This window comes from Verrucomicrobia bacterium S94, from assembly GCA_004299845.1.
GTDB lineage: Bacteria > Verrucomicrobiota > Kiritimatiellia > Kiritimatiellales > Pontiellaceae > Pontiella.
Genome location: CP036201.1, coordinates 3,464,942 through 3,487,040, shown reverse-complemented (window position 1 = coordinate 3,487,040; position 22,099 = coordinate 3,464,942). Strand labels below are relative to the sequence as shown.

Genomic DNA, 22,099 nt, shown 5'->3' with positions numbered 1-22,099 from the left:
ATCAGAAGTACAATCGGACACTGCTTCCTGTGCGCAGTCAGCCATACGACCCAGATGAACCGATCCGTCACCAAAATAATCAAAGTGTTTGGCAAAGCGTGTCTTTGCCAGTGTAATGGTTCACCGGGAATTGGAAAAACCTCGGTTCGATTTTAGTTGGTTAACTCCCGGATTTTGCTCCGCTTTATTCGGCGCTCTTCCCGGGCTTTCGATAACTTCATTTCCCGCTCTTCAAATATTTCTTTCTGCTTCCCATCCAGCATTTGCCCGGGTGTGATAAATCCAAGCGAACTGTGTAAGCGGATCGTGTTGTAATAGGTAACATATTCATCAATATTCCGACGAGCTTCATCCTGAGTTTCTGCACTTCTGGGACGAATGCATTCGGTTTTCAGACTTTTATGATAACGCTCAAGCTTACCGTTGCTCTGCGGATAATACGGGCTGGTTCTCACATGCGTCATGCCTGTCAGACGAATAAACTCCTTGAAATCCCGGGCGATGAACTGCGGGCCGTTATCACTTATAATTCTCGGAGCCGCATCAGGATATTTTTCTCTCGCACGCTGAAGAATCAGCTCTACGTCGGCCTCTTTCATCTGTTCCTTGAGCTCATAGTGAACGATCAACCGGCTGAATCCATCGAGTACCGTGCACAGATAATAAAAGGTGCCGCCACAGTTGATGTAGGAAATATCAATATGCCAATGAGCATGGGCTTTTAATGGCTGAGTGAAGCCGGTTCCCTTCCTGGACGGGCGTACGTTCCGATTGTTCAGCATCCCTGCTTTTGAAAGGACTCTGTACACCGTGGCCGGACTGACCGCAACAACATCCGCATCCATCATCATATAGCAGCACCTGCGATATCCATCAAACGGATGCTCTTTATACCAGTTAACAATCTTTTCGGTTTCATTCGCCAGCAACCAGTTGTCCCGAGGTATTTTACCATTGTGCTCATTGAGTTTTCCGTATCGTTTACGCCAGTCATAAAACCGGCTTTTACCAAGAGATGCTTTAGCAAGAAGCCAGCTCAGGGCCAGCCCGGTCTGTTCCCGGATTTCAAATACGTCATCAATAATTCGATCCCGCAGATCCGGCTCCACCCAACCTTTTAAATCTCCCCATTCTTTTTTTTTGATTTCATCAGCTCTGTTGTCACATAGGCAATAATGCTGTCTTTCTTCTGCAATTGCACTTCGAGCTGCTCGGTCTGTCTTCGCCGGGCCTTCTGTTTACGCGTGTCCGTTTTCTCGAAGGCGGCAGAGGCATTCGCTCTGAATTCGGCCTGCCATCGGTAAAACATATTCGGCTGAATATCATGCTTTACACAGATATCGGAAACCGGCACCTGGTCGACCAGGTGACTCATAACAATGTCGGCCTTCTGTTCGGCCGTGAAGTGTCTTCTCTTTGGCATTCTGTCCTCCATTCGTACTATCTAACTTGAACGAAGGTTTTGTCCAATTCCATCTGAGGCAAAACACCAGCATGTTGAAGGTGTTCCCACAGACTTGGTACATCCGGCCTTTTTCAAAGCGATTCCTGGCATCCAGCTCAAAAATATCTGGTGAATAAAGCAGCGTTCCGTTGTAGCGAACCGCCTGCCCATAGTTCTCGCAAGCGTCCTCCAACTCGGAGAGTTTGAAGAGTCGATAGGTAATGGAACCGAAACGAATATGGCCTACCCGATCTTGGATATGGTTGTTTTCGATGCGAATTGGATCACGAGTCACTTCACGCGGATCGTTGAAACCTTGCCGTCGAGCAAGACGGATGAAATCGTGCTCATACAACGCACCACTGAGACATTCCCCGTAAAGTACTGGATCATCGCTCAGATTCGGCGGAATACGGCGGTCCGCATAGACATCAGAGAAATAGAATTCACCACCGGGCTTAAGTACGCGGTAAATCTCACGCAGGGCCGCTTCTTTATCAGGACAGAGATTGATCACACAATTTGAAATCACAATATCGAAGGACTCGTCCTCCAGTCCGGCCTCATCCAGTTTCTCAATCAATCCTTTACGAAATTCCACATTCGGATGATCGTAACCGAATCGATTCATCTGATAATCAATGTGACGATTGGCCACTTCCAGTTGCTCATCTGTCATATCGATGCCTACGACATAACCTTCCGGACCAGTGAGGTACGACGCAATAAAGCAGTCTCGGCCGGAACCGGAACCCAAATCGAGAATACGACAATTCTCCAGCTCGAAAGGAAGTGTCAGACCACAGCCATAATATTTGGCGCTTACCTCTTCATGAATCATACTAAGCGGAGTCTGGATATAGTCAGGATATGCTTGAATTGTACAACAGGCATTCGTTTTAAGATCATCTGAATGTTGCAGCGTTTTTCCATAGTAACGGCTGACTTCATCATGCTTATCTGTTTTGGCAATTCCATTCATCGGTATTCCCTTTCTATAATTCACTGCAAGAAGCACCGGCGGCAAAGCAGGTATAACAACGGTGGTGCTTGAGCATCACTCGAACCTGCATCGCTTCCGACAGACTGCCGCCAAGATCATAATCCTCGTCGTCATCAACCAACGTGCAGGCATAAACACGCATACGCCCGGCCTGCTTTACCACCATTTTACTGAAACTGCACATAAACCGGTCACGCTCTGCAGCCGTTTTATAGGTTGTCATGCACGATTCCGTAATATGCGGAACGCCAGGATGAGAGCCCGGTTCATGAAATTCGGGGAAAACCACAATATGGGTATCTGCCGGGAGACCGGCTTTCTCAAAGAAGGGACGGTAGGCCTGATTAACAGCTTCGACGTTTTCATTTTCTGAACGCTGACGCGCAATAGATATCCTGAATCCGAACCGGTGAACCTGCTTCATGGTTTTAAGCGCCAAATTGAAATTGCCGCGTCCGCGCCCGGCATCATGTTTTTCCGGATCAGGATAATCCAGGCTGACGCGCAGACTGAGCGGATGCGGTTTCGTCGTCAAAGAAATAAGCCGACCCAGGCGATTGACCAGTGGTTCCGTAGCATTCGTCAACACCAAGCAGGGTTTAAAATTGAGCGCATAATCGAGGATCTCAATAATTTCCGGAATAATGAACGGCTCTCCCCCGGTGAAAGAAAACTGCTCCACGCCCATACTCAGCGCTTCGTCAATAAATGGTTTCACATCATCCAACGTTATTGGATTAAGTCGATTATCTCCCGGTTTCGAACCTTCAAGGCAGAACGGACAGCTCAGGTTGCAGATCGTCCCGGTGTGGAACCAGAGCTCATCAAGCACTTTCGGCTGAATATAGCCGCGCGGTTCGCCGGTCGGAGTAACGTTCCAGCGGCTGAAATCCCGATGGATAACGACATCATTTACTGGTTCCATTCAATCCTCCTGTTTGTTCAGCGACCAGTCATAATCGATATAGGTGATTTTTAGATTTGTTAAGGCATGCCGCCCATACTGCTCAACAAAACCTTCAACGGATTCGAAATCGTCCCCGTACCATTTGAAAATAGCCGAGAGATAAACCACACCCTGCACACGATCGATCACCAATCCCTCCGGTGAAGAAAGATACGTACGGCTTTGATCATCCAGCTGCGCATCCAGCAATACAGCGGTATAAGCTTCGGAACGAAGCGGCGGGCACCCCCTGGCCGCACAGACCAGCGCCATGTGTACGCGGGGTTCTCTATACCAACGGCGGATAATTTTATGCTCCAGGGTATTAAGTGTGATCATTTCACCGAATAACGGCACAATCTTTTGATCCCATGGTCCTTTAAAAAAGCTACCGATATCCTTAATGGATTTAACCGGATAATGCAGAGTCACCAGCTGCAGTGTTGATACATTGTAGAGATTAATCAGATAAGCGAGTTGATGCTTCATGCTCCATTGATTGAATTCTGTCTTTTTCACATGCCCCATTTTCTCCAGCACATCCTGCAGCAACTCCGGATCGGCTTTCAGCCCTGCATAATGTACAGAACCCGCTTCCACATAATCCGTTAGCATCTGATTATACGATTCATACGTATGATCAAATGCATGAACTGCGGGAATAAACCAGCTTCCAGCCAGCATCCATAAAACAACCGTGATTTTCATACCTATCCTTTTTTGTTTGGCCGGAATTACTGCCCCCGGCAATCCGTAGTCGTTTCAACGCACCCGGCCTTACAAAAAAAGATAACTTTACCACAGAAATCTAATTCCGGTTGTTTCGGAGTATCTGTTTAATGCGTTCACGCGCCGGCTCAGAAAGCCGCTCCTCCGGAAATGTTCCCTTCCTGTCATCTCCAGCGATATGAGTAAACAGATACCGGAGATATACAGCCTGCGCCCTGTACCTTCGGCACAGCGAACACATCATCAGATGCATCCGCACACCGATACGCTGCCGGAACGGCAGTTTGCGGTCCAGTGACTCAGATATCAGTCTGGATACTTCTTTGCACGAGAGCATGTCAGCTCCTCTCTTCAAACCAGTTCCGGGTCAGACAATCCCGCAATTGCATGCGGGCGCGGTAAAGCATGACCCATAGGTTGGTCGAAGTTATGCCCATATCCTTACAGATTTCTTCCGAATCCATGCATTCAAGTTCCCGTAAAACAAACAGCCGGTGAAGCCGGCCGGGCAAATGCATCAGGCACTGGTGTAACACCGCCATAAACTCTTTCTGTTCTAACAACCGGCCAGGATGGGAGTTCCATTCAGGGGGTTTAACCCGCCACCGCCCTTTACGATCAAAAAAAAGTTCAGTCGCCACCTCTATAGATTCTGTATCATCCAAAGGTTGCTCTCGATTCTCTTTGCGGATGAGGTCCACAATTTTATGCTTCAGAATCCCGATAAGCCAGGTCCGAATCGAAGATTTACCAGAGAATTGATCCTGTATGCGTATGGCCGCCAAAAACGTTTCCTGCACCGCATCCTCAGCCGAAGCACGGTTTTGAAGCCGGCTTAAAGCATAGCTGAACAGAGCATCTCCATGCTCATCCACCCAGGCCTCCGATAGCTCCAACTTGGAGTCAGACATCTTACCTCACACAATGTTTACATAAAAACCACGGAATAGCCGGATCAGAAAGATCCGGAAATTCCGACTGAAACAGCGATCTATTCTTCTGATTTTCCGGAAGTTTCAGCCGCCCGGAAACGGATCGAAGCCGAATTAATGCAATAACGAAGACCGGTCGGCGGCGGACCGTCAGGAAAAACATGACCCAGATGGGCATCGCACTTGGAACAGACCACCTCGGTCCGAACCATGCCGTGCGATGTATCACGGTGTTCTGTGATCACTTTATCGTTAACCGGTTTAAAATAACTGGGCCAGCCACAGCCGGAATCAAATTTAGTGTCCGACAGAAAAAGGTCCGTACCGCAACAGACACAGGAATAAACACCAAACTCTTTATGATTCCAGTATTCTCCGGTAAACGCACGCTCCGTCCCCTTCTGACGGGTCACATAATACTGCATTTCATCAAGCTGAGCCTTCCATTCAGCCTCGGTTTTTACCACTTTATCAGGATCTGTTTTCACGGCCGATACCTCCTTTTCCGCACAGGCAGTCACCGTCATTCCGATTACGAACAACAGAATATTTTGAATGTTCATGATGCGCCTCCGCCATAAAAGACCAAAAGAGTCTGCTTTCTGTTCAATTGCAATCTAATCCACTTTTCAAAACAGAGGAAGCTTTGGATTGAAACAAAGGCCCTACATAACTAGTTTTCAGTGATCGGAAATATGATGAACGATGACTGGATAGATATTAAAAAGGACCCTGCTCACGTAAAACGTGAAAGGGCCCGGGCCAAAGAGCTACGGAAAAGTGCCTGGTGGAAACAGCAGCTTGCAAGCGGTAGCTGTCATTATTGCGGCGGACATTTTGATCCGGACGAATTGACCATGGATCATATTCTTCCCGTAGTTCGCGGTGGCAAAAGCACCAAAAGCAACTGCGTTGTATGTTGCAAAGAATGTAATAACAACAAAAAATATTTGACACCGGCCGAGCTCATCATGCGCGAACTCGAACAGGAAAACCCGGACAGTCCCTAAAAGAGATCGAGCTGATCAACCTCAGCTTTGAATTCCGGAAACCGCATTTCCTCCTTGTTTCCCATCAGCTTAACCAGATCCGATTCTCCACAAGGTTCGCCACGCATTTCCAGCGTTTCCACAATTTTTGCAAAAAGAAGACCGCAATACGAACTGTCCTCTTCCGCACGGTGGAAGGTTCCGCTTGGAAAATTAAAATGACGGGTAAGCGTCCATAGTTTATAATTTGGAAGCCCGGGAAAGACTTTGCGGGCCAGCGGAAGCGTATCAAGAACAACACCGCCGGGAGCCACTGACTTGTGCAGCTTCACATCTTCCAGAAGAAATTTATAATCGAACGGCGCATTGTGCGCCACCAGAGGAAGATCCCCGCAAAACTCGGCAAACTCCTTCAACACATCAACGATCTTCGGTTTCCCCTTGAGCATGTCATCCGTAATCCCGTTCACCGCAGAAGCTTCCGCAGGAATCGGAATCCCCGGATCCACAAGAGCACCATAACCTTTCACAGCCCGATTCCCATCGAACATTACCGCACCTACTTCAACAATCATATCCTCAGTAGGCTTCGTCCCCGTTGTTTCCAAATCAAATGCAACAAATTTCATGGTTATACCCTTAAAGGATCATACTCAAATTTTCGATGCAAAAGGACAACAAAAAACCCGCCCAGGAAAACCGGGCGGGTCTTTCAGTTCATCAGAACCACTGATTAGTTAGCAGCCTGACGGGCCAGTTCACGCTGTTCGCGAGTCATACCTTTATCGTCAACCATCGTAGCTTTAACAGAGATGATGAGATTTTTCTTGGAGGTACGGGAACCTTCTGAACGGAACAGACGTCCAATATACGGGATATCACCCAGGAACGGAACCTGATCGCGGAAGGTATCCGTCTGCTCGCTTACAAGACCGCCCATAACGATGGTCTGACCATCAGCAACAGTAACCTGTGTTTCAATCGCACGGGTTTCAAAGTAGGGCATCTCAATCAGCAACGGAGCGCTGTTACCATAGATTTCACTGGTATTGCTATCCCCGGATTCATAGGAGTTATAACCGGCAATGTAGCTGTCATAACCAACAAACTCTTTGATTTCCGGCTGAAGATCAAGGTCGATGGTATTGGCTTCCGCATCAACAACGGGAGTGACACTGAGAACAACACCCAGGTCGTACTCTTCCCAGTCCTGCGGTTTTACAACCGGAGCAGTACGCTGACCGGTTTCCACATCGTAGTCCTGCGGATAACGGTGAACTTCAACGACACGAATAACCGCCGGATTACCGGATTTAGTGGTCACTTTCGGCGCATTCAGTACGTCAGCTGTACCTTCCTGTTCCATCGCGGTGATCGCGAGGTCGAACGGGAAACTGGAAGTGTTACTCAGAATCATTTCAGCCGGAGCACCACCCATGGTAGACAGAATACCGGACTGCATAACTTCAAAAGCCGTGCTGTTATTGCGCTGATTGGAACCGAACAGACTCTGTCCGACACCAGTAGTGCTGTTGATTGCAGTGTATCCTGTAGTCGGATCACTGTAGAGGGTACCGCCTCCCGGCAGGGTCGTAGAGGACGTCAGCCCCTGTCCCGGCTGGTAGAAGGTCTGATTGCTGTCGTCAGCAAAGCTGAGACCGGCAAAAGTACCGTCGTCATAGAGCGTCCAGTTAAAGCCAAGTTCTTCCAGCGCGCCTTCGTTGTATTCAACAAATTTGGCTTCGATGGAAACCTGCTGCGAACGTTTGTTAATCGCTTCGTCTTCGAGGTCGTTGAGGATTTCTTCAACGGCTTCCAGATTTTTCGGCGTATTCTTAACAAACAGCTTGTGGAAGTTCGGCTGATAGACTGCGGAAGAACCTTCCGGCCAATTAACGATAGAGAAAAATTCAGCCACATCAGTAGGACCAGTGGATTCTGCTGCGGATGCATCCCCGAAGAGATCATCCACGCCACCACCGCCGCCACCGGCCATGGATTCAAGCTCAGCACCTACTTCAGGAATGACATCATAGATAACCAGTTTGAGATCTTCAGCAGGAACAAAGTTTACCGGCATAATGGCTACCGCTTTCTCCCGGACATCAAACTTCAGCGATGCCATTTCCACGATGTACTGCAAAGATTCCAGTAAACTCATGTCACGGATGGAAATGGTGATGTTATTCGCATCAGCCATCATAGAATCCTCCATGCCCATCAGGAGAATATTTACACCCTGTTTTGCCGGATCCTGACGACGTGCAGTTTCAGTGAGGAAAAGAACTACGTCTTTGATATTCGCTTCACGGAAATCAAGACTGGGAATCGTGATCTGTTCCAGTTTTGCAGTCATTGCAGCAATAGCTGCTGCTTTGGGATCCTGATCCGAATCTCCTTCATCCGGAATACCCACTTTCGGAATTTTCACATCCGGATTCCACGCTTCCTCCACATCAGACAGAGCCTGTGCACGGGTTGCACGCTGAAGAGCCCGCTCATTCGCAGAAATCTTCTGTGCAGTTCGCTTGAGGTATTCCATGGCACGACGATCATAAGGATCTTCGTCCAGCACACGCTCGAAGATCGCTTCTGCCAGTACCAGATCGCCCGCTTTGTAAGCGTTCATACCTTTCGTGAACAGATCTTCTTCTGCCGAATTTGCTTCCGGTGCCGGAACCGCAACTGGTGCAGATTGAACCGTTGCAGGCGGTGCAGTTTCAACAGTAGCTGTTGCCGGAGCGGCCGCAGGTGCCGGAGCTACCGCAGGTGCTTGTGTTGCGGGTGCAGCCTGCTCAGTCCCTCCCTGAGCCGCGTCCAACTGCGCGAATACGTCATCCAGGCTTTCCTGGGCTCGGATTGATTGTGTTGCTACCAACGCAACCAATAGAGACGAGATATAGGTTTTATTCATTTTTCCTTCCCCTCTACTTCTCATACATACAAATGCCACTTTACCCGCAAGTTCACCAGGGTCCACGGAGAGCATTTACCAACAAACAGTCACCCTATAACATTTCCTCCGGAAACCATTACTGATCTCCATCGGCAAAACCGACAATGTCGTACACTTTTCCCGATGCAACATCTTTCAGGACTACCCTGTCCGCATGCACACCAAGAACGGTATACTTATCATTATGCAAAGATAATAACGTGCCCATAGTAACTATTATCGGGGTGTGATCAAGTATATTAATCAACTCAGCTGTACTTTCTGGATCCAACGCAATTTCACCTCGCAGCAATTCTATTTCAACACCGCCACGCATCACATAAAGTCGGTGATCGCGACCGTTCTCATCAATTTTAAATCGTTGTAAAACAACGCCTTCCACAGCCTCGCCAACTGCTGCAAAATGAGTTTTTCCGGTGTTCGGATTATTCAGTTGAAACATCATCTTCCCGTCCGAGCGCTCCATGTAGCCTTGAAAAACAAGAGGGAAAACAATCTCTTTTCGTTCAACAAAGCGTAATTTTTCTGCATAAGGAGGGTGTAATTCCGCGTGAAGCGGATCGGTTGAAGCCCGAAATTCCTCCAGATTCGAAAAGCCGTCACCGTCTGCATCAGCCCCGGCATCGGCCTTATTATACCGATCCAGCCCGAACTCCATCTCCCAGTCATCGGTCATACCGTCGCCATCACGGTCCAGTTGATCCAGCCCGGGTTGCGGGAACCCGGAAAAAGGGCAGATCGCCGCCTCATACGGAATCGGATACGCACTCCCCACAGCAACAACCCGCAGCGGCCCGGTGAACAGATCCCGGACACCATCCATTACGGCCTCTCTGATTTCCGGGGACTTGAATTTTAACAATACCGCCTCCCGCTCAACTACCTCAGGAATTTCGACCGGACCCTGCCTGAATGCAAAAATACATGAAAGCAGCAGCACAACCAGCAAAACAACCAGCAACAACAAATCAATATTACGCTTTTTCCGCTGTGGCGTATTCATTCATCCATCCCTTCCGGATTAAAATGATAAACATCAACCGCCAGCTCAACCGCTACCCGATCATTCCCTGCAATAATCCGCTCCGGACGTGATAACGCGTTTTCTCCGGAAAGAATCCCTTCAGCAAGATATTTCAGTGCCTCATCATCACTTTCTCCACCCCGTTTCACGGCAGTCGGACTGTATTGCATAATATCCGTGAGCGTCCGGTGTCCAAACGCCGAAATCCGCATAAAATGCGGTGCCCGGGAAAAGCCCTGCAAAACCCGCCAGACGCCCTTCTCATCCGCGGTAAAAGTTACACGGATCTGCTCCACATAATACAATCCGCCGGGTCCCGTCCAGGAAGCCGCAGATTCCTGTGTCAGCTTTCTCGCTGCAGGAAGGTTCCGCGACCGGCGACGGCGAGGAGTATCCGGGTCAGCCACCTCAAAAACATCACGCGTCATCGCCGTAATGGAATGCACCCCGCTTTGCACCAGAACATCCGCCACCCGTTCAACCGAATAGAGCTGCCGCGTCAGACGCAGTACATAATCCATTTCAGGTACAGCACCGCCACTTGCATAGCGACTGAACCCCACCTCAAACTTTTCGGGTAATTCTACGCCGGCCTGTACCGCCTTTTTCCGAAAACGCTCAATCACCCCCTGCGTCCGCGCCGAAAACTCCGCCGCCTCTATCGCCTCCGCCGGAAACGGATCTCCATTCAGTTCTCCGGCCAGCTCCCCAATGTAATATGAAAGATCATCCAGATGCTCTTCAACCCGCCTCACATTCCCGGCCGAAGGATAAGGATCACGCTGTACCAGCCGTTCACGGCTTCTGCAAAGCGCTGCATAACCCTTCCGTGCTGCGGACAACCGAACACCCTGTATCACCAGCAGCACAACTTCCACCACTAGAATCACACAACAGATTCCCCCGACGGTCATCAACAGTTTATTTGTCCGCAGACTCACGACCGGTCCCCCTCAAAATAGACATCCAGCACAAAACCACGTGCAAATTCCTTTTTCGACGGACGGCTTTGCACCTTTGTCTCTGCACCGAACAACGGACTCGCCCGCAAAGCATCCCGCAACAGTTTGACCGAATCCTGCCCGGGTGTCTCTTTATCCAGATAACTCACCACCGAAATCCGCATGCCGCCTTCAATCGGTTCACTCTCCCTCAGAAACATCCCCTCAGGCAGCAGCCGGTTCATCTCCGCCAGCATTTCAATCCATTGCGTTCGCGACTCGGCCACACGCCGGTATTCGGCCGCCTGTTCTCGCAAAACGTCAATCTCCGCTTCCATAGGCTTAAGCTGCCGTTCAAAATTCTGTAGACCGGAAACTGTCGCTGCCATTGATTCCGCGTCCAGACGGATCTGATCAGCACGCCGTCCCAACGCAAAAATCCATACCCCGAGAATCAGCATCAGCACTACCGCCGACGCCAGCCACAGTGGAAAACGCTGTCTCAGCCCGCGTTCATTCGCCAAAGCCGCCGGTACCAGCTCAATCCCGACCACGGGGGCACAGGCCAGCCCGACGCATACAGCAAAACCCCTGTCGATTCCCGGAATCCCTTCAACAATCTGTGCCGGCACCCGACCGCCCTGCTGGCCGGTATAAAATGAAATAGAGCGTTCTATCTCCTGCTGCCTGCGCACTTCATCGGATTCCGGAATCGGCAGTGACCGAAAAAATACACGCCGGTCATCAACAAAAATCAGATTGGTGGACTCTTCTTCCGCATCGACCAGCAACACCCCCTCGGATGCTCTGCAGAATACATAAGCCAGATTCGCCAGCGCAACCGGTGCCGCAGTTATCCGCTCAATAGAAAGTCCGTTCGCCTTCACAGCATGCACCAGACCGTCAACCAGATCCGACTTCACAGCCACCAGCAGCACTTCCGGTTCGTCCGGATCCGGACCGACCACATGCGCATCCCACACAACCTCATCAATCGGAAACGGTATGTTCTGCACCGCCTCATGCCGAATCGTCTGTTGTACCCGCTCTGCTCCAACCTTCGGAAGTTTCACCAGCCGCGAAAAAACCGCCTGTCCCTCAACCGAAAGTACCGCGTTTTTAACCGCCGGCTTCTTTTCATCCAGCAATTGTTTCAGCGTTATTGCCGTAACGGCCTCTCTGGGCAGCGACAACGATGCATCAAAAGCGGCGAACCCGGAATCCAGTATACGCGGCGAACCCGTTGCCCCATCGGCCACCACGGCCATACGAATGCCGTCCGTACCAATATCGAGAGTGAGTATCCGGTCTGCCTTCACGATTCCAATCCTTCGTTCCGTAATTGGAAATCCTGCAATCAAAGGCAGATATAAAAAAGAAAAAAGAAACTAAATCAGGCTCAGCAGGTCCGCCGCGGCTTTCCCCGGATCCGCTGCGCGCAGGAGACTTTCGCCCACCAGAATGGCATGCGCCCCGGCCGCCTTCAGCTCAACCACATCTTCCGGTGTTTTGATGCCACTCTCGCTCACCAGCGTACAGCCTTCCGGGGCCATCGCCGCCAGCTCAAAGGTCGTCTCCAACGTAGTCACAAAGGTCTTGAGATTCCGGTTATTGATCCCGATACAGTCGGCCCCCGCATCAATCGCACGCAGCATTTCCTCGCGATCATGCACCTCCACCAGCGGCTGAAGTCCCAGTGTGCGGATCTCTCCGATGAAACCCCTCAACTCGGCGTCGTTCAACGCCCCGACAATCAGCAGCACAGCCGACGCCCCCATGGCTCGGGCATGCGTAATCTGCCAGGAATCCACTACGAACTCTTTATAGAGCATCGGAAGTTCAATCGCATTCCGGACCTCGGAAAAATCCGAGTCTCCGCCGCCGAAATATTTATGATCCATCAGGCACGAAACCGCACTCGCCCCGTTCACTTCATACCCTTTTGCAATTTCAGATGGACTGAACGGTTCGCGAATCAGCCCCGCCGAAGGCGATTTACGCTTTACTTCCGCAATCAGCCCCATCGGCATTGACCGCAACGACGCTGTAAAATCCGGACAGTTGCCAAGCGCAGAAAGTTTTGCCTGCAGTTCTTCCAAAGGCTGAACCTTTTTCCGCTCTTCAATCTCAATACGCTTATCCGCACAGATCTGTTCGAGAATATTCATACTACTGATTTCCTGCGCTCTCCCATATCCGGACAATGGGTGCCGTTGAACTGCGACTCAACATGTTTTCAATAGGAGTCCCCATCGAAGGCTCTTCCCACCAACGCTTTTCGTTTTCGGAATTTTCAACAGCCACCTCTTCGCCTTTATAACTGACGACCAGCGCATATTTACTCCTGCGTGGACTGATGATTTTCAGTGCCATTGCATTCAGCTCAACTGCACTGATATAATTGCTTTGCTCCTCTAGAAAGCGGTGCACCGTTCGGCAATGGAAATACTGGGCAGGATAATCATCATTGCGGGGCTCAAGCCACAGATAAAAATCAAATACAAGATCATCAACGATGGCCTCTTTTCTTACATCAAAGGTCGCAATCAACGACAGCGGTCCGTTTTTGACCATCAGCCCTTCCAGCTCCAGATCTCTCACTTTGATCTCGGGAAGGTCTTTTTCAGCAAAGGCCGTCAGACCAAAACATACGAACATCACAGCAATAACTGTTTTTCTGATCATCACAACACTCCTAAGTAAACGGCTTACCGGTTCTTTTTCAAATAGGCTTCAATAAAAGGATCAATATTTCCGTCGAGCACACCCTGCACATTCCCCACCTGCACATCGGTGCGATGGTCTTTCACCATCGTGTATGGCTGCATCACATACGACCGGATCTGCGAACCCCAGGCAATCTCGCCTTTATCGCCATAAAGCTGATCCACGGCCTGACGTTTCAGGTCCTGTTCCCGTTCATAAAGACGCGCTTTCAGCATCTTCATCGCCGCGGCTTTATTTTTATGCTGCGACCGTTCCGCCTGACACTGCACCACCACGCCGGTCGGCAGATGCACAATCCGCACCGCCGAATCCGTTGTATTCACATGCTGCCCGCCGGCACCCTGCGCCCGGTAGGTATCAATACGCAGATCGGATTCCACAATTTCAATATCGATATCATCATCAATCTCCGGCGTAACATCCGCCGCAACAAACGATGTGTGACGGCGCGACTGCGAATCGAACGGGCTGATGCGCACCAGACGATGCACCCCGCGCTCCGACTTCAGCAGGCCGTAGGCATACGCCCCTGAATCAGCAGCGACACACTTTTAATACCCGCCTCTTCGCCCGACTGATAATCAAGAACCTGAACCTTGAAATCCTTTTTCTCCGCATACCGCGTAAACATGCGGTAAAGCATATCCGCCCAGTCACAGCTCTCCGTGCCGCCCGCACCGGCATGCAGTGTGAGATAGGCACTGTTTCCATCAAACTCATTGCCGAGCAGCGACTGCATTTCCAGAGACTGGAAACCGCTCTCCACCTTTTCGAGCTCTGTCGCCGCCTCCTCAACCGCCTCCGCTTCACCGGCCTCCGCCAGCTCCAGCATGATCTCGGCATCATCCAAACCGGCACTGATCGTATCAAACGGATCAAGCACCATTTTCAGCGACTTTGTGGCCGCAATATTTTTCTGCGCCTTCTGCTGGTCATTCCAGAAATCCGGCTCCGCCGCCACCGCCTCCAGTTTTGCCAGCTCTTCACGTTTAGCGGCAATTTCCAGATAGCCCTCCATTTCGGACAGCTGTTCCCGAAAGGCCGCAATTTTAGTTTTCAGTTCATCCTGCATAAAATTCTTCCAATCGTTGGAACTCATAAATATAGCCGAACCGCTCCCGGTTCTAAACCTCCCAATAAAGAAAAGTTCGGAAAACACACCGGCGCATCAAAAAGAACCGGCTCTTATTCAGCTTCATTTTTCCGCCGCTTTATACGAATACCGCCGCGCAGAATGACAAGTACGCCGATGCCGCCGATCAGCCCCGTTTTACCGACCACATTGCCCTTGCGAGTGTAGAACGTTTTTTCCTGACCGATCGGCCGCGGATAAAGCAGGCCCGCCGTAAAACCTTCGCTCATGGGTTTAAGCTGACGGTCAACCACCCCGTACGCGTCAATGATTCCGCTCACACCGGTATTGGTGCAGCGCGCCATGGGAACACGGTTTTCCACACAGCGGAAAACCGCATGAGCAAGATGCTGTTCCGACTGCGCCGACGGATCGAACCAGCCGTCGTTCGTCTGGTTCACCAGCCAGCGCGCACCAGCCAGTACAGCGTTGCGTGAAAGCGGAGCGACAATATCCTCAAAACAGATGAGCGGAGAAAACGAAGCTTTGCCCTGCAACGGAATCACGCTGCTTCCCGCCCCGTGGCCGAAATCGATTTCAATCGGCGTGAACTTCCGCATCAACCCCGGAAACGGCACATATTCCCCGAACGGCACCAGATGCTGTTTGTCGTAGTGCCCGGCATATTCACCTTTACTGTCGAACAGAATGGAACTGTTGAAATACTTTCCGTCCTGATAGGAATTCGCTCCGATCAGAAGCGGGATCCCCTCTCCGGCAGCAAACGAAAGCCGGTCGCGGTTTCCGACACTCAGATTAACTGTCTGCGGCAGCGCAGTCTCCGGCCAGATAATCAGATCCACTTCCCCCAGCCGCGATGCTGTAGCAGTAAGCTCGGAAAGACGCTTTTTAATTTCCGGCTCCATGGCCGAATCCCATTTCGCCTGCTGTTCAATATTCGGCTGAACCAGCGCCACAGTAACATTTTCATGCCGGGGCTGACGGTTCATCAGCGTATTCATGCCCTGCGCAACGGAAAGTGCAATCGGAACAAGACCGATCATCAGTTCAAAGTGCGGTTTGTATATTTTCGCCCGGCTGCCATGCGTATACTGACGGAAAGTAATAAACGCGCCGGCGTTCATAAAAACAATGTAGGCCGAAACAATGGAAACCCCGCCCCACTCCGCCACCTGAATCAGCGTGGCGTTGGCATATTGCGAAACGCCGAGCGGGTTCCACGGAAAACCGGTAAACAGAATGCCGCGCAGATACTCCGAACCGACCCAGACCAGCGAAACCGCAAACATGAACCGGACATTTTTCCACAGCACATTGCCCACCCATTTCCGCGTACCCAGCGCAACAGCAATGCCAAACGGAATAAAGTAAATTGCACAGTACAGTGCCAGCACCGCAAATCCGAGAACCGCACTGATCTTCAGTCCCGTTCCCTCCACACGGGCTGTCAGATTCGTCAGCCACCAGAGCGACATGGTAAAAAAGACAAACCCCGACAGCAGCGATAGCCCCGCAGCACGCTTCACCGAAGCCGAATGCACCGCAAACATCAGCGGAACCAGCGCAACAAACATCAGCGTTGCGTTCCCGAAACCCGGAAATCCCAGCGCCAGAAAAATGCCCGAAAGAATACTTCCAACGTATGGCAGAATCGGCGACTTCAGTAGCGGATGCTCCAGGTTAATCCCCGGCTTTCCGGCTTCGCGCTCACGCCGCTTTGCATCAAGTTGTTTAAACGATCCAATCATCGAAAATCCGTGGTTGTTATAAATCAAGATTCAGCAGCGCAGGTATCGCTTTCCAGTCACGCCCGGTTTTCTGCCGGGCGAACAGATCGGCGATATACTCGAGCAGGTCATGCCGCTGTGTAAGCGTCTGCTTCAATTTGCGATCCGGTTCTATATTGAATGAATCCAGCCCTTTCAGACCAAGCACCCCCTCACCGGATGTGGCATCCCAGAATACATACATATGGTCCACAATCGCACGGATGGTTTTATACAGCATCATCTCATGCTTCTCGGCATCACTCAGTTTCAGCAGCGAAAAATCCAGTGTCCACATCCGGTCAAGCTGTGCCCCTGCCCAGTCGGCCGGACGGATCACCCCTAAAGAGAAATACGGCAGCAGCTGCGGGAAGTGATCCAGCTCGGAAAGAATATCAAGCCACCGCTCAACATGCCGGCTGTGCGGCTTCATCGAAGTCAGCGCCCGCTTTGCAATATGACGGTCATTGATCGCAGAAAAGGCGCGCGCAATCAGCAGCACCAGATCCTCCCGCTGCAAGCCCTGCGGATGAAACTGCCGGCAATACATCGCAACACTCGCCGCCACATTATCCGCCAGAGGACCGCTCGGAATTTCAAGGAACCGGAAAATCTCCTGCAGATGTGCCATCCAGGCATCCTGCAGATCCAATGTCTGGAAAGCGGCGGACCTCATTCGCGTCCAATGAGGCGCTCAACCTCGTTCATAAACTGTCCTGCATCCCGGAACCGACGGTAAACCGAGGCATAGCGGATGTAAGCCACTTCATCAATTTTCTCGAGTGCAGTCATCACCTTCTTGCCGAGCATGATGGAAGGAATCTCTTTTTCAAATTCGGATTCAGCCTCCATAATAATCGCATCGGCGACACGCTCAATCTGCTCAACACTGATGTGCCGTTTACGACAGGCGATGTTCAGACTCTTCACCAGTTTATCCCGGCTGAGCTCCTCCCGACGTCCATCCCGTTTGGTCACCTGAAGCTGTGCACGCTGAATTTCTTCATAGGTTGTGAAGCGATGACCGCACCCCACACAGACCCGCCGCCGTCGAATGGCATCGCCATTACGCACTTCCCGGCTGTCAATCACGCGGTTTTCACGACCTTCACATTTCGGACATCTCATGGAGCATACCCCTTCGCTAATTTGGGCAGAAGATAGACCTAAAGCCTGAATACGAACAATAAAAAACGCCCCGCGAATGCAGGGCGTTTTTAACCTCAGCTCTATACTGTACTTTATTTTCGGCGGGTGGCTTTCTTCTTTGCCGGCGCCTTTTTCACCGCTTTCTTTTTCGCCGGAGCTTTCTTTGCCGGCGCCTTTTTCACCGCTTTCTTTTTCGCCGGAGCTTTCTTCACCGCTTTTTTCTTAGTGGCTTTCTTCTTCGCCGGCGCCTTCTTCACAACTTTCTTTTTCGTCGCCTTTTTCTTCGTGGCTGTTTTCTTGGCCGGTGCCTTCCCGGCCGCTTTTTTCTTAGCGGCTTTCTTCTTCGCCGGAGCTTTTTTCTTAGCGGGAGCCTTCTTCACCGCTTTCTTTTTGGCCGCCTTCTTTTTCGCCGGTGCTTTTTTAATCACTTTTTTCTTAGCGGCTTTCTTCTTCGCCGGCGCCTTTTTCACGACCTTCTTTTTAGTCGCCTTTTTCTTCGTGGCTTTTTTCCTGGCCGGAGCCTTCTTGGCAGCTTTTTTCTTAGCCGGGGCTTTTTTAACCGCCTTCTTTTTTGCCGGTGTTTTCTTCGCGGTTTTCTTTTTCACCGGAGCTTTCTTCACCGCCTTCTTTTTCGCCGGTGCTTTCTTGGCGGCTTTCTTTTTTGCCGGGGCTTTTTTCACCGCTTTCTTTTTCACAGCCTTCTTCTTCGCTGTTTTTTTCTTTGCTGCCATTGTTGCCTCCTTAGTTTTACTCCTGACTGACAACCACCCCCATCCCTGTGTGCCTTGTCCGAGTTGCACGCTATTAAAGATGCTTGAATGATCGTCTTTCTGAAAAACGTTTATAAGCACAATGTTAATTTTATGCAAACGGTTTGAGCTATAAAAACTCATGATGATCTTGGAGTTACGACAACTCAGCCGATGCTCTTATCTCCCCTTCAACTCACCGGATGCAGACAAAAAAAACCGCTCGCAGTACGAACGGTTTTTATCGGACAGCATGACGTGCTGATCAGAGTTCCTGTGTTATCTTTTCAACGATGTACGCTTCGATCGTATCACCGACTTCAAAGTTGGTGAAGTTGTCCGGGCGAATACCGCACTCCTGTCCCTGACGCACTTCAGCGGCATCGTTCTGGAATCGCTTGAGCGAACCGATAAGGCCTTCGAACAGAATGTCTCTGCCCCGTTTAATCCGGATACTGGCTTTCGCTGTAACCCGTCCGCTCATTACCATACAGCCGGCAATCTTGCTCTTCTTACTCAGCTCGAACACTTCCTTGATTTCCGCCTCGCCGATCACCTGTTCACGCAGCTCCGGTTCAAGCAGCCCCTTCATTGCGCTTTCAACATCTTCGATCAGCTCATAGATAATGCTGTACAGGCGAATCTCAACGCCCTCGCGTTTCGCAGCGGCATTGGCTCCGCTTTCCTTCCCGGTATGGAAACCGAGAATAATGGCATCCGAAGCACTCGCCAGCATAACGTCGTTGACAGTGATATTGCCGACATCATTGGAGATAATATTGATTTCAACCTTATCGCTTTTAATGCCGCTGAGCGAATGGGCAATGGCCTCAACCGATCCCTGCACATCAGCTTTAATGATAACCTTGAGCTCTTTCTTTTCACCACCGACACCGGCCGTGCCGAACAGATCATCCAGCGACATCTTCTTCGGCGCAGCCGCTCCGGCACCACCCAGCTGATTCCGGCGTTCTTCAGCCTGAAGCTCTTCGGAAATGGCCCGGGCTTCTTTATCACTGCTCATCGTCTGGAATTCATCACCGGCTCCCGGCGCATTAGTCAGACCCAGAATTTTTACCGCAGTCGAAGGACCGGCCGCACGAATCTTTTTGCCCTGGTCGGAAATCAATGCCTTGATGCGCCCCCAGTATTTACCGCAGACCACCGGATCGCCGACCTTCAAAGTACCCTCTTTAACCAGCACGGAAGCCGTCGGTCCCATACCCTGTTCCATCTGAGCTTCCACCACAAAACCGCTGGCCGGTTTATTGGGATTGGCTTTCAGTTCGAGCATTTCAGCTTCAAGCAGAATGCGTTCAAGCAGACTGTCAATTCCTTCGCCGGTCTGAGCGCTGACCGGAATGCAGCCAATATCGCCACCCCAGTCTTCAACCATCACTTCATGTTCCTGCAACTGCTGTTTCACGCGGTCAGGATTGGCCGAACGCAGGTCCATTTTGTTCATGGCAATAATAATGCAGACGCCGGCCGCTTTTGCATGGCGCAGCGCTTCCAGCGTCTGAGGCATCACGCCATCGTCGGCCGCAACCACCAGCACAACAATATCCGTCAGGTTTGCTCCACGGGCGCGCATTGCAGTGAAAGCAGCATGGCCCGGTGTGTCAAGAAACGTGATTTTATTATCATTAAGTTCTACCGTGTAGGCACCGATATGCTGGGTAATTCCTCCCGACTCACCGGCAGTAACCCGTGTATGACGCACTTTATCGAGCAACGATGTTTTACCATGGTCAACGTGGCCCATAAACGTAACCACCGGCGGACGCGGAAGCAATGCATCCGGCGTATCGGGAACATCCTGCTTTTTCCTGGCCGCGGCTTTTTTCGCAGATGCTTTGGGCTGCGGCGGCGCTTTCTTCTTCTCTTCTTTACGGACAGTAAAGCCGTGCTTCTGGCCGATCTCCTTCGCCACTTTCAGATCAATCTCTGCATTGATTGAAGCAAAGACGTTCATCTTCATCAGCTCGGCAATCACGACGTTCGGCTTAAGATCCATCATCTCAGCGAACTCTTTCACGACCACCTTCGGCTTCTTCAGCTCGATCAGGCCGGGTTCCTTTGACGGAACAGATTTTTCAGCAGCCGGAGCGGTTTTCGCCGCGGTAGGAACCTCCTCCGCCAGGGCGGCTTTTTCAGCGGCCGGTGCTGCAGGTTCCGGAGCAACTTCCTCCGCCGGCTTTTCGGCGGCAGGGGCTTCCGGTTCCTCCTCGGAACCGGCATTATCTGCGCGGGCCTCCTCTATCGAGGCATAGCCCAGTTCATCGCAGACCTGGGCAATCTGTTCGTCGTTCAGTTCGGCATCCGGGCCATCGACGGCAATATCGATATCTCCAAGGATCTCGATCAGTTCATCGGCTGAAACGCCGACATCTTTTGCGGTTTGTAATACGGTCATCATTCTGAAATCTCACCATGTTCTTTAATGTATTCACCTTCGGCAGCATACCAGATCGACTTGGCCTGCTCGCGGGAAATGCCCTCGATGGAAGAGAGGTCGTCCATATCGGCGGCCAGAATTCCTTCCAGGGTCAGGAAGCCGGAGAAAACCAGCTTTTCTGCAAATTCGTCGCCGATGCCCGGGATTGCAGCCAGCTTTGTGACCGCAACAGCAACGCGCTCTTCAAAGTCCATGCTTTCTTCATCCTTCTGGATATCGACCCGCCAGCCCGTCAGTTTGGAGGTCAGGCGCGCATTCTGGCCGCGCTTACCGATCGCCAGCGAAAGCTGATCCGGCTCTACCGTAACCTGAACGGTCTGTGTCTCTTCATCGGCATCCACGCTTTTCAGGCGTGCCGGCGCCAGCGCATTGGTGATCAGCGTATGGATGTCATCGCTCCAGCGGACAATATCAATTTTCTCACCGGAGAGTTCCCGCACAATATTTTTAACCCGCATACCGCGCATGCCCACACAGGCACCAACCGGATCGACACGTTCGTCATAGGAAATCACCGCCACTTTGGAACGGTAACCCGCCTCACGGGCAATGCCCTTAATCTCCATCGTACCATCGGAAATCTCCGACACCTCCAGCTCAAACAGGCGCCGGACAAAATCGGGATGATTGCGCGAAAGTACAATTTCAGGTCCGCGTTCCCGTTCACGCACATTCTGGATGATGGCACGGATCCGTTCGCCGACTTCATACTCTTCCGTCGGAACACGTTCTTTAGAAGGCATAATCGCCTCGCCGTGCTCAAGCTCAATGACCACATCTGAACGATCGAAGCGGGTAACGGTACCGGTGACAATTTCACCGATGCGGTCTTTATACTCATCGAAGATCTGTTCTTTCTCAGCATTGCGTATTTTCTGCATGATCACCTGTTTGGCCGTCTGTGCAGCAATACGTCCAAGACGCGGAGGAGTGGTTTCAATTTCAGAACCGTCTGAAAGCTTCCGATAAGCCTTCTGTTCAAATGTTTTACGATCAATGGAAATACGCAGGGTATCGTCTTCCACGCCATTCTTTTCGGCTACGCTCTGAAGCGCCAGCTCAATGGCACGAACAATCACGTCGCGCTCAACACCGCGTTCGCTTTCCATGTACTCGACAACGGCTTTCAGCTCTGCAGGATTCATAACCGCTACCTCCTTCACTCAACCTTCAATTTCAAATAACCGGCCCCT

The 22,099-nt window shown here is 51.0% G+C and carries 22 protein-coding genes and 1 pseudogene; 1 reads left to right on the top strand and 22 read right to left on the bottom strand.

Annotated elements, in window-relative coordinates:
• Positions 1-152: 152 nt before the first annotated feature.
• From EGM51_15440 to msrB, 8 genes and pseudogenes are all read right to left on the bottom strand, one after another.
• Positions 153-1,064: an IS3 family transposase gene (locus EGM51_15440; GenBank protein QBG49328.1), complete on the bottom strand. Its 912-nt coding sequence runs from the start codon at positions 1,062-1,064 to the stop codon at positions 153-155.
• 125 nt (positions 1,065-1,189) lie between these two features.
• A pseudogene (locus EGM51_15435) lies at positions 1,190-1,423 on the bottom strand (transposase).
• On the bottom strand, positions 1,323-2,426 hold the full coding sequence (locus EGM51_15430; protein ID QBG48724.1) for a methyltransferase domain-containing protein: 1,104 nt from the start codon (positions 2,424-2,426) through the stop codon (positions 1,323-1,325). The pseudogene EGM51_15435 and the gene EGM51_15430 overlap by 101 nt, the downstream one beginning before the upstream one ends.
• A 13-nt stretch (positions 2,427-2,439) precedes the next feature.
• A complete protein-coding gene (locus EGM51_15425) occupies positions 2,440-3,372 on the bottom strand; it encodes a radical SAM protein (protein QBG48723.1) in 933 nt (310 codons plus the stop codon).
• On the bottom strand, positions 3,373-4,101 hold the full coding sequence (locus EGM51_15420; GenBank protein QBG48722.1) for a DUF547 domain-containing protein: 729 nt from the start codon (positions 4,099-4,101) through the stop codon (positions 3,373-3,375).
• 100 nt (positions 4,102-4,201) lie between these two features.
• Positions 4,202-4,459: a zf-HC2 domain-containing protein gene (locus EGM51_15415; GenBank protein ID QBG48721.1), complete on the bottom strand. Its 258-nt coding sequence runs from the start codon at positions 4,457-4,459 to the stop codon at positions 4,202-4,204.
• Position 4,460: 1 nt separating this feature from the next.
• Complete coding sequence (locus tag EGM51_15410; GenBank protein ID QBG48720.1) at positions 4,461-5,033, bottom strand: sigma-70 family RNA polymerase sigma factor; 573 nt, start codon at positions 5,031-5,033, stop codon at positions 4,461-4,463.
• 80 nt (positions 5,034-5,113) lie between these two features.
• A complete protein-coding gene (msrB, locus tag EGM51_15405; GenBank protein ID QBG49327.1) occupies positions 5,114-5,581 on the bottom strand; it encodes a peptide-methionine (R)-S-oxide reductase in 468 nt (155 codons plus the stop codon).
• Positions 5,582-5,752: 171 nt separating this feature from the next.
• On the opposite strand from msrB, the gene EGM51_15400 reads away from it, so the two are divergent.
• Positions 5,753-6,064 carry an HNH endonuclease gene (locus EGM51_15400; GenBank protein ID QBG49326.1) on the top strand — a complete coding sequence of 104 codons (312 nt, stop codon included), beginning with the start codon at positions 5,753-5,755 and terminating at the stop codon, positions 6,062-6,064.
• Here EGM51_15400 and EGM51_15395 read toward each other — a convergent pair.
• From EGM51_15395 to nusA, 14 genes are all read right to left on the bottom strand, one after another.
• Positions 6,061-6,672, bottom strand: a complete 612-nt coding sequence (locus EGM51_15395; GenBank protein ID QBG48719.1) for a 3'-5' exonuclease — start codon at positions 6,670-6,672, stop codon at positions 6,061-6,063. The two genes, EGM51_15400 and EGM51_15395, sit on opposite strands and share 4 nt — an antisense overlap.
• A 104-nt stretch (positions 6,673-6,776) precedes the next feature.
• Entirely contained in the window at positions 6,777-8,957 is a 2,181-nt protein-coding gene (locus EGM51_15390; GenBank protein QBG48718.1) for a hypothetical protein, read from the bottom strand.
• Positions 8,958-9,075: 118 nt separating this feature from the next.
• Positions 9,076-10,002, bottom strand: a complete 927-nt coding sequence (locus EGM51_15385; GenBank protein QBG48717.1) for a hypothetical protein — start codon at positions 10,000-10,002, stop codon at positions 9,076-9,078.
• Positions 9,999-10,964: a hypothetical protein gene (locus EGM51_15380; protein ID QBG48716.1), complete on the bottom strand. Its 966-nt coding sequence runs from the start codon at positions 10,962-10,964 to the stop codon at positions 9,999-10,001. The genes EGM51_15385 and EGM51_15380 overlap by 4 nt, the downstream gene beginning before the upstream one ends.
• Positions 10,961-12,283, bottom strand: a complete 1,323-nt coding sequence (locus EGM51_15375) for a hypothetical protein (GenBank protein QBG48715.1) — start codon at positions 12,281-12,283, stop codon at positions 10,961-10,963. Before EGM51_15375 ends, EGM51_15380 begins: the two co-directional genes overlap by 4 nt.
• Positions 12,284-12,352: 69 nt before the next feature.
• Positions 12,353-13,132 (bottom strand): indole-3-glycerol phosphate synthase TrpC, encoded by a 780-nt coding sequence (trpC, locus tag EGM51_15370; protein ID QBG48714.1) that lies wholly within the window; start codon positions 13,130-13,132, stop codon positions 12,353-12,355.
• Position 13,133: 1 nt separating this feature from the next.
• Positions 13,134-13,649, bottom strand: coding sequence for a hypothetical protein (locus EGM51_15365; GenBank protein ID QBG48713.1), 516 nt, complete (start codon positions 13,647-13,649; stop codon positions 13,134-13,136).
• A gap of 23 nt (positions 13,650-13,672) precedes the next feature.
• Positions 13,673-14,763, bottom strand: a protein-coding gene (gene prfB, locus EGM51_15360; GenBank protein ID QBG49325.1) for a peptide chain release factor 2 whose coding sequence is annotated in 2 segments (ribosomal slippage) — positions 13,673-14,214 and positions 14,214-14,763 — 1,092 coding nt in all. Because the reading frame shifts where the segments join, the coding sequence is not laid out codon by codon here.
• Between the two features lie 113 nt (positions 14,764-14,876).
• On the bottom strand, positions 14,877-16,532 hold the full coding sequence (gene lnt / locus EGM51_15355; GenBank protein ID QBG48712.1) for an apolipoprotein N-acyltransferase: 1,656 nt from the start codon (positions 16,530-16,532) through the stop codon (positions 14,877-14,879).
• A gap of 16 nt (positions 16,533-16,548) precedes the next feature.
• Positions 16,549-17,181: a hypothetical protein gene (locus EGM51_15350; GenBank protein QBG48711.1), complete on the bottom strand. Its 633-nt coding sequence runs from the start codon at positions 17,179-17,181 to the stop codon at positions 16,549-16,551.
• 41 nt (positions 17,182-17,222) lie between these two features.
• Complete coding sequence (gene nrdR / locus EGM51_15345) at positions 17,223-17,678, bottom strand: transcriptional repressor NrdR (protein QBG48710.1); 456 nt, start codon at positions 17,676-17,678, stop codon at positions 17,223-17,225.
• A 113-nt stretch (positions 17,679-17,791) separates the two neighbouring features.
• Positions 17,792-18,430 (bottom strand): hypothetical protein, encoded by a 639-nt coding sequence (locus EGM51_15340; GenBank protein ID QBG48709.1) that lies wholly within the window; start codon positions 18,428-18,430, stop codon positions 17,792-17,794.
• A gap of 283 nt (positions 18,431-18,713) precedes the next feature.
• Complete coding sequence (locus EGM51_15335) at positions 18,714-20,867, bottom strand: translation initiation factor IF-2 (protein QBG48708.1); 2,154 nt, start codon at positions 20,865-20,867, stop codon at positions 18,714-18,716.
• Positions 20,864-22,051, bottom strand: coding sequence for a transcription termination/antitermination protein NusA (gene nusA, locus EGM51_15330; protein QBG48707.1), 1,188 nt, complete (start codon positions 22,049-22,051; stop codon positions 20,864-20,866). Before nusA ends, EGM51_15335 begins: the two co-directional genes overlap by 4 nt.
• Between the last annotated feature and the right edge of the window lie 48 nt (positions 22,052-22,099).

Bases quoted from the DNA above. Each gene is read 5' to 3' on its own strand.
- EGM51_15430 (QBG48724.1), bottom strand. From the start codon at position 2,426: ATGAATGGAATTGCCAAAACAGATAAGCATGATGAAGTCAGCCGTTAC.
- EGM51_15425 (QBG48723.1), bottom strand. From the start codon at position 3,372: ATGGAACCAGTAAATGATGTCGTTATCCATCGGGATTTCAGCCGCTGG.
- EGM51_15420 (QBG48722.1), bottom strand. From the start codon at position 4,101: ATGAAAATCACGGTTGTTTTATGGATGCTGGCTGGAAGCTGGTTTATT.
- EGM51_15415 (QBG48721.1), bottom strand. From the start codon at position 4,459: ATGCTCTCGTGCAAAGAAGTATCCAGACTGATATCTGAGTCACTGGAC.
- EGM51_15410 (QBG48720.1), bottom strand. From the start codon at position 5,033: ATGTCTGACTCCAAGTTGGAGCTATCGGAGGCCTGGGTGGATGAGCAT.
- msrB (QBG49327.1), bottom strand. From the start codon at position 5,581: ATGACGGTGACTGCCTGTGCGGAAAAGGAGGTATCGGCCGTGAAAACA.
- EGM51_15400 (QBG49326.1), top strand. From the start codon at position 5,753: ATGAACGATGACTGGATAGATATTAAAAAGGACCCTGCTCACGTAAAA.
- EGM51_15395 (QBG48719.1), bottom strand. From the start codon at position 6,672: ATGAAATTTGTTGCATTTGATTTGGAAACAACGGGGACGAAGCCTACT.
- EGM51_15390 (QBG48718.1), bottom strand. From the start codon at position 8,957: ATGAATAAAACCTATATCTCGTCTCTATTGGTTGCGTTGGTAGCAACA.
- EGM51_15385 (QBG48717.1), bottom strand. From the start codon at position 10,002: ATGAATACGCCACAGCGGAAAAAGCGTAATATTGATTTGTTGTTGCTG.
- trpC (QBG48714.1), bottom strand. From the start codon at position 13,132: ATGAATATTCTCGAACAGATCTGTGCGGATAAGCGTATTGAGATTGAA.
- EGM51_15365 (QBG48713.1), bottom strand. From the start codon at position 13,649: ATGATCAGAAAAACAGTTATTGCTGTGATGTTCGTATGTTTTGGTCTG.
- lnt (QBG48712.1), bottom strand. From the start codon at position 16,532: ATGATTGGATCGTTTAAACAACTTGATGCAAAGCGGCGTGAGCGCGAA.
- EGM51_15350 (QBG48711.1), bottom strand. From the start codon at position 17,181: ATGGCACATCTGCAGGAGATTTTCCGGTTCCTTGAAATTCCGAGCGGT.
- nrdR (QBG48710.1), bottom strand. From the start codon at position 17,678: ATGAGATGTCCGAAATGTGAAGGTCGTGAAAACCGCGTGATTGACAGC.
- EGM51_15340 (QBG48709.1), bottom strand. From the start codon at position 18,430: ATGGCAGCAAAGAAAAAAACAGCGAAGAAGAAGGCTGTGAAAAAGAAA.
- EGM51_15335 (QBG48708.1), bottom strand. From the start codon at position 20,867: ATGATGACCGTATTACAAACCGCAAAAGATGTCGGCGTTTCAGCCGAT.
- nusA (QBG48707.1), bottom strand. From the start codon at position 22,051: ATGAATCCTGCAGAGCTGAAAGCCGTTGTCGAGTACATGGAAAGCGAA.